Raw genomic sequence first — 7,376 nt, 5'->3', positions numbered from 1 at the left:
CGCCTTCGCCGGCCTGGGCCTGTGGCGCCAGCCGGTCTGGGCGCTGACCAGCCCCGGACAGCCGACCGTGCTGGCCGGCACCGAGTTCGACCTGACCATCGACGCGCTGGACGTCGACTTCACCGGCAAGCGGCGCACCGCCATGGCCATCAACGGCTCGATTCCCGGCCCGCTGCTGCGCTGGCGCGAAGGCGACACCGTGACCCTGCGCGTGCGCAACCGCCTGCCGGTGGACACCTCGATCCACTGGCACGGCATCCTGCTGCCGGCCAACATGGACGGCGTGCCAGGTTTCAGCTTCGCCGGCATCGCGCCGAACGGCCTGTACGAATACCGCTTCCGGGTGAAGCAGCACGGCACCTACTGGTACCACAGCCATTCTGGCTTCCAGGAGCAGCTCGGCGTGTACGGCCCGCTGATCATCGAGCCACGGCAGCCCGAGCCCCACCGCTACGAACGCGACTACGTGGTGATGTTCTCCGACTGGACCGACGAGAATCCCGCGCGGGTGCTGGCCAAGCTGAAGAAGCAGTCCGACTACTACAACGAGCACCGCCGCACCGTCGGCGACTTCATCCGCGACGTGGCCGACCAGGGCTGGAGCGCAACGCTGGGTGACCGCTGGGCCTGGGCACGGATGAACATGAGCCCCACGGACCTGGCCGACGTCAGCGGCGCCACCTACACCTACCTGCTCAATGGCCGCACGCCGGCGAATCCCTGGAGCGGGTTGTTCAAGCCGGGCGAGCGCATTCGCCTGCGCCTGATCAACGGCTCGGCCATGAGCTACCTGGATTTCCGCATCCCGGGCCTGAAGCTCACCGTGATCGCCGCCGACGGCCAGCCGGTCGAGCCGGTCCAGGTGGACGAACTGCGCCTGGCGGTGGCGGAAACCTATGACGTACTGGTCGAACCCGGCGACCAACCGGCCTACAGCCTGTTCGCCCAGGCCATGGATCGCAGCGGCTATGCCTGCGGCACGCTGGCAGTGCGCGACGGCCTGCGCGCGCCGGTGCCGGCCGTGGACCCGCGCCCGGTGCTGAGCATGGCGGACATGGGCCACGGCGAGCATGGGGCGCACGGCCAGGCGGCCGGTATGGATCACGGTTCCCACGGTTCGATGGCGGATATGGATCACAGCGCTCACGGCGCCATGGCGGGCCTAGATCAGGGCACGGTGACGCACCCGGCCAGCGAGACGGGCAACCCGTTGCTCGACATGCAGACCATGATGCCGGTGGCCAAGCTGGACGATCCGGGCATCGGCCTGCGCGACAACGGGCGCCGGGTGCTGACCTACGCCGACCTGCGCAGCCGCTTCGCCGACCCGGACGGCCGCCAGCCGGGGCGCACCCTGGAGCTGCACCTGACCGGCCATATGGAGCGCTTCGCCTGGTCGTTCGACGGCGTGCCGTTCGCCGATGCCGAGCCGATCCGCCTGAAGTACGGCGAGCGCCTGCGCATGGTGCTGGTCAACGACACCATGATGCATCACCCCATCCACCTGCACGGCCTGTGGAGCGACCTGGAGGACGAACAGGGCAACTTCCTGGTGCGCAAGCACACCATCGACATGCCGCCCGGTTCCCGGCGCAGCTTTCGCGTCACCGCCGACGCGCTGGGCCGCTGGGCCTTCCACTGCCACCTGTTGATGCACATGGACCTCGGCATGTTCCGCGAAGTCCGCGTGGAAGAATGAGGAAGCCGATGATGAACCTCCGCAGCACATCCCATTTCGCTTCGCTGACCGTCGGCCTGCTGCTTACCACACAGGCGCTGGCACAAGGTGCCCACGATGGCCACCATCCGCCGAGCACGCCCTCACCCAGTGCCGACGAGCATCGCCACCACCGTGCGCCAACGCACGGCGCTGGCCGCACGCCGATCCCGGCGCCAACCGCCGCCGACCGCGCCGCCGCCTTCCCCGACCTGCCGCCGCACGCCATGCACGCGGGCGGGACCAACTTCCTGCTGCTTGCCGACCAGCTGGAATGGCGAGATGCCGACGACGGCAACGCCCTGGCCTGGGGCATCGACGGCTGGATCGGCGGCGACATCAACCGCCTGGCGGTGCGCTCGGAAGGCGAGCGCATCGATGGCCACACCGAGGAAGCCGAACTGCAGTTGCTGTGGAGCCACGCCATCGGCCCCTGGTGGGAAAGCGTGCTCGGCGTGCGTCAGGACTTCAAGCCGGGCTCGCCGCAGACCTGGGCGGTGGCGGGCGTCCAGGGCATGCCGTTGTACGGCCTGGAAACCGAAGTCAGCGCGTTCTTCGGCGAAGGCGGCCAGACCGGTCTGCGCCTGGCCGCCGACTACGACATCCTGCTGACCAACCGGCTGATCCTGCAGCCGGCCGTGGAGCTCAACCTGCACGGACGCAACGACGCGGCACGCGGCGTTGGCGCGGGCTTCAGCGATGTGGAGGCCGGCCTGCGGCTGCGCTACGAGATCACCCGGCAGTTCGCGCCCTACCTGGGCGTGAGCTGGCAGCGCGCCTATGGCAACACGGCGGATTACCTGCGCCGCGCGGGAGAGGATCGCGAGGAAACCGCCGTGGTCGCCGGGGTTCGTTTCTGGTTTTGAGGCCCGCGACCGCTACCGGCCAGGGGCGTTTGGCTGCGCGCCAGGACGCAAAGTTCCGCGTTTTGTAAGGACGGCTTAAAAAGTCGGTAAAGCCGTGCAGCTCGTCGGCCGAGGGCTTGTTTCGGCACCCTCGGGCAGCGAGCATCGCCCCGTCATTTTTCTGAGGCCACACCTGATGAAGAAGCATGCCCCGATTGTTTTCCTGACCCTCGGCCTGTTCAGCGGCGCCGCCTTTGCCGGCAATAACACCGAAGCCGCCGTCGGTGGAGCGCTGGGTGGCGTGATGGGCAGCGTGGTCGGCGGACACCTTGGCGGCAGCACCGGCGCGGTGATCGGCGCCGGGGTCGGTGGTGCTGCCGGCAGTGCCGTTGGCGCCGACAAGCGCTCTCGCACCGAAGCCGCTGTCGGCGGAGGACTGGGCGCGGCCGGTGGCAATGTGCTGGGCCAGCAGGTCGGCGGTACCAATGGCGGCCTGCTGGGTGCCGCCGTGGGTGGCGCCGCCGGCGGCGCGCTGGGCAATGCCTACGGCGATGATGACCGACGCGATTACCGGGGTGATTACCGGGGCGACCGTCGCCATGTGCGCCACGATCACAAGCACAAACGCGGCCGGGGCCATTACAAGGAGCAGTGGCACCACAAGTACCGCTGAGTCATTCCCCTCTCCCCGGCCGGGTGAGAGGGGATAACGCCTCTGCCCCAAAACAGGGAGCGCGACGGGCGCTTCGCCCCATCAGGGATCATTCGTCGAGCCCGTCGCGCCTGCCCTCATTCGCCGCCAAACCCCTCTGCATCGGGCATTGCCGCACGTCATTCCGTCGCTGGCACGCTCCCTGCTAACTCCAGGCAGGGTCAGCGAAGACCCCGTTATTCAGGTGATCCGGGCAACGGCGCTCGGCCAACACCACCCCACATCGAATCACCAGGCAAAGGCGCCTGGAGCTCTCAACGGCTCCAGGCGCCTTTTTGCGTTTCGGCCGGCGGAACACCGGCCGGCAAAGGCAGAGGAAGGACACATGAACATCGTCATCATCGGCAACGGCATGGTGGGTCATCACTGCGTGGCCCGTCTGGCCGAGCAGGGTGCGCTCGAGCGCTTTCAGGTGCGGGTGTTCGGCGAAGAGCGCCAGCGTGCCTACGACCGGGTGCACCTGTCCGAGTACTTCGGCGGTCGGGATGCCGAGTCGCTGGCGCTCTGCGAGGCGGATTTCTATGCCCGCCACGGCGTGCAGCTGCACCTGGGCGAGGCGGTGACCGCCATCGACCGCGCCCGCAACGAAGTGGTGACCGCACAGGGCCGCTACGCCTACGACCATCTGGTGCTGGCCACCGGCTCCTACCCGTTCGTGCCGCCGATTCCCGGTGCCGAGGGCACGTCCCGGCTGGTCTACCGCACCCTGGAAGATCTCGACCTCATCCGCGCCGCCGCCCAGGGCGCCCGGCGCGGCGTGGTGGTCGGCGGCGGTCTGCTCGGTCTGGAAGCGGCCAACGCACTGAAGTCGCTAGGCCTGGAGGCCCATGTGGTGGAATTCGCCCCGCGCCTGATGCCGGTGCAGCTGGACGAGCTGGGCGGCGAGGCGCTCAGGGCGCGCATCGAGGCCCTCGGCGTCGGCGTGCACCTGTCCCGCGCCACCGAAGCCATCGTCGCCGGCAGCCAGTACCGCTACCGCATGGCCTTCAAGGACGGCGACAGCCTGGAAACCGACCTGATCGTGTTCTCCGCCGGCATCCGCCCGCAGGACGCCCTGGGCCGCGCCGCCGGCCTGGAGCTCGGCCCGCGCGGCGGCGTGGCGGTGGACGATCTGTGCCGCAGCAGCGATCCGGCCATCTACGCCATCGGCGAATGCGCAGCCTGGAACGGCAGCGTGTTCGGCCTGGTGGCGCCGGGCTACAGCATGGCGCGCACCGTGGCTGACCAGTTGGCCGGACGCGAGGCCACGCCCTTCACCGGCGCCGACCTGTCCACCAAGCTCAAGCTGCTCGGCGTGGACGTCGGCTCCATCGGCGATGCCCATGCCGCCACGCCGGGTGCGCGCAGCTACCGCTTCATCGACGAAGCCACGGCCAGCTACCGCCGCTTGGTGGTATCCGCCGATGGCAAGCGCGTGCTGGGTGCCGTGCTGGTCGGCGACAACAGCTACTACGACACCCTGCTGCAGTACGCGCAGAACGGCATCAAGCTGCCGACCGACCCGTCCAGCCTGATCCTGCCCGTCTCGGATGGCGTGCCGGCGCTGGGCGCCGATGCCCTGCCCGACACCGCCACCATTTGTTCCTGCCACAACGTCACCAAGGGTGCGGTGTGCTGCCAGGTGGATGCCGGCGTCACCGACCTGGGCGAGCTCAAGGGCGTCACCAAGGCGGCCACCGGCTGCGGCGGCTGCGCCAGCCTGCTCAAGCAGGTGTTCGAGCATGAGCTGACCGCCCGCGGCGTGGCGGTGGACAAGAGCCTCTGCGAACACTTCGCCCACACCCGCCAGGCGCTGTACGACATCGTGCGCGTCGAAGGCATCGAGCGCTTCGAGGATCTGCTGGCCCGCCACGGCAAGGGCGAGCTGGGCTGCGACATCTGCAAGCCGGCGGTGGGTTCGATCCTCGCTTCCTGCTGGAACCGGCCGATCCAGGACCCGGCGCTGGTGCCGCTGCAGGACACCAACGACACCTTCATGGCCAACATGCAGAAGAACGGCACCTACTCGGTGGTGCCGCGCGTGCCCGGCGGCGAGATCACTCCCGAGGGGCTGATCGCCATCGGCCAGGTGGCGAAGAAATACGACCTCTACACCAAGATCACCGGCGGCCAGCGCATCGACCTGTTCGGCGCGCAGCTGCACCAGTTGCCGGACATCTGGGCCGAGCTGATCGAGGCCGGCTTCGAGACCGGCCACGCCTACGGCAAGTCGCTGCGCACGGTGAAGTCCTGCGTGGGCAGCACCTGGTGCCGCTACGGCGTGCAGGACAGCGTCGGCATGGCCCTGACCCTGGAGAACCGCTACAAGGGCCTGCGCGCGCCGCACAAGATCAAGTTCGGCGTCTCCGGCTGCACCCGCGAATGCGCCGAGGCGCAGAGCAAGGACATCGGTGTGATCGCCACCGAGAAGGGCTGGAACCTGTACATCTGCGGCAACGGCGGCATGCGCCCGCGCCACGCCGAGCTGTTCGCCACCGACCTGGACGACGCCGGCCTGATCCGCACCATCGACCGCGTGCTGATGTTCTACATCCGCACCGCCGACAAGCTGCAGCGCACCTCGGTGTGGCGCGAAAGCCTGGACGGCGGCCTGGACTACCTCAAGGCGGTGATCCTCGACGACAGCCTGGGCCTGGGCGCCGAGCTGGAGCGCCAGATGCAGCTCGTGGTGGACCGCTACGAATGCGAATGGGCCAACGCCCTGAAGGATCCGGAAAAGCTCAAGCGCTTCCGCACCTTCGTCAACGACCACCGCGACGACCCCGACATCCATTTCGTGCGCGAACGCGGCCAGCGCCGTCCGGCGCGCGCGTCCGAGCTTTCCCTGATTCCCGCCGAGGAGGTGCACTGATGAACATGCTCGCCCCGCTCACCCACTGGCGCACCCTGTGCAGCCGCAATGATCTGGTGGCCAACTCTGGCGTGGTCGCCTGGCTGGACGGCACCCAGGTGGCGCTGTTCCACCTGTCCGGCGATCAGGTCTACGCCATCGAGAACCGCGACCCGAAATCCGGTGCCAACGTCATCGGCCGCGGCCTCGTCGGCTCCCTCAAGGGCCGAACGGTGGTCGCCGCCCCCCTCTACAAGCAGCACTTCCGGCTGGACGACGGCCTGTGCCTGGAGGACCCGCAGCAACGCCTGCGGGTCTGGCCGGCGCGCCTGAACGGCGACGCCGTGGAAATTGCGTTGGGCTGATTGCCCTCTTTCGGAAGAACAGGAATCCCGTCATGTCCTATATCGTGCCTGCCGAATTCGTCACCAAGATGGTCGACGCCGGCGAATCCAAGATCCACATGTCCACCCGCGACACCCTGATCCGCGCCTTCATGGCCGGCGCCATTCTCGCCCTGGCGGCGGTGTTCGCCGTGACCATCACCGTACAGACCGGCTCGGCGCTGGCCGGCGCCATGCTTTTCCCGGTCGGTTTCGTGATGCTCTACCTGATGGGCTTCGACCTGCTGACCGGGGTGTTCATGCTCACCCCGCTGGCGCTGCTCGACCGCCGTCCCGGCGTCACCGTCGGCGGCATCCTGCGCAACTGGGGCCTGGTGTTCCTCGGCAACTTCGCCGGCGCGCTGACCGTGGCCTTCATGATGGTGTTCGTCTTCACCTACGGCTTCTCCACCGAGCCGGGCGAGGTGGCGCAGAAGCTCTCGCACATCGGCGAGGCGCGCACCCTGGGCTACGCCGAATACGGCGCGGCGGGCTGGGCGACCATCTTCCTGCGCGGCGTGCTGTGCAACTGGATGGTGTCGATGGGCGTGGTCGGCGCGATGATCTCCACCACCGTCGGCGGCAAGGCGATCGCCATGTGGATGCCGATCATGCTGTTCTTCTACATGGGCTTCGAGCACTCGGTGGTGAACATGTTTCTGTTCCCGGCCGGGCTGATGATGGGCGGCGACTTCTCGATCATGGACTACATGCTGTGGAACGAGATCCCCACCGCGCTGGGCAACCTGGTCGGCGGCCTGGCCTTCACCGGCCTGACCCTCTACGCCACCCATGTGCGCACGGCGCCGAAGCGGGCGGTGCTGTAAGGGAGTCGGCGTGCACGAGTCCGTTCCCTCTCCCCTGGCGGGAGAGGGTTAGGGAGAGGGGG

General features: G+C 68.4%; 6 protein-coding genes. All 6 read left to right on the top strand.

Annotated features, from left to right (window positions below; translation table 11 throughout):
* Positions 1–1,699 (top strand): copper resistance system multicopper oxidase (locus tag AS93_RS0113075; RefSeq protein WP_027591030.1); only part of this gene is annotated, 1,699 nt, incomplete at its 5' end.
* Between the two features lie 11 nt (positions 1,700–1,710).
* Positions 1,711–2,583 (top strand): copper resistance protein B, encoded by an 873-nt coding sequence (locus AS93_RS19355; RefSeq protein WP_256214757.1) that lies wholly within the window; start codon positions 1,711–1,713, stop codon positions 2,581–2,583.
* 175 nt (positions 2,584–2,758) lie between these two features.
* Entirely contained in the window at positions 2,759–3,235 is a 477-nt protein-coding gene (locus AS93_RS0113065) for a hypothetical protein (RefSeq protein ID WP_037009246.1), read from the top strand.
* A gap of 364 nt (positions 3,236–3,599) precedes the next feature.
* Positions 3,600–6,125, top strand: a complete 2,526-nt coding sequence (nirB, locus tag AS93_RS0113060; RefSeq protein WP_027591028.1) for a nitrite reductase large subunit NirB — start codon at positions 3,600–3,602, stop codon at positions 6,123–6,125.
* Positions 6,125–6,469, top strand: a complete 345-nt coding sequence (gene nirD, locus AS93_RS0113055; RefSeq protein ID WP_027591027.1) for a nitrite reductase small subunit NirD — start codon at positions 6,125–6,127, stop codon at positions 6,467–6,469. Before nirB ends, nirD begins: the two co-directional genes overlap by 1 nt.
* A 32-nt stretch (positions 6,470–6,501) precedes the next feature.
* Positions 6,502–7,314, top strand: a complete 813-nt coding sequence (locus AS93_RS0113050; protein ID WP_027591026.1) for a formate/nitrite transporter family protein — start codon at positions 6,502–6,504, stop codon at positions 7,312–7,314.
* The last annotated feature ends 62 nt before the right edge of the window (positions 7,315–7,376 follow it).

It is taken from the genome of Pseudomonas sp. RL, assembly GCF_000647775.1.
In the GTDB taxonomy this organism is placed as follows: domain Bacteria; phylum Pseudomonadota; class Gammaproteobacteria; order Pseudomonadales; family Pseudomonadaceae; genus Serpens; species Serpens flexibilis.
This window is presented reverse-complemented; position numbering and strand designations above follow the sequence as displayed.

Coding starts and splice junctions, on each gene's coding strand:
- nirB (WP_027591028.1), top strand. CDS start 3,600: ATGAACATCGTCATCATCGGCAACGGCATGGTGGGTCATCACTGCGTG.
- AS93_RS0113050 (WP_027591026.1), top strand. CDS start 6,502: ATGTCCTATATCGTGCCTGCCGAATTCGTCACCAAGATGGTCGACGCC.
- AS93_RS0113065 (WP_037009246.1), top strand. CDS start 2,759: ATGAAGAAGCATGCCCCGATTGTTTTCCTGACCCTCGGCCTGTTCAGC.
- AS93_RS19355 (WP_256214757.1), top strand. CDS start 1,711: ATGAACCTCCGCAGCACATCCCATTTCGCTTCGCTGACCGTCGGCCTG.
- nirD (WP_027591027.1), top strand. CDS start 6,125: ATGAACATGCTCGCCCCGCTCACCCACTGGCGCACCCTGTGCAGCCGC.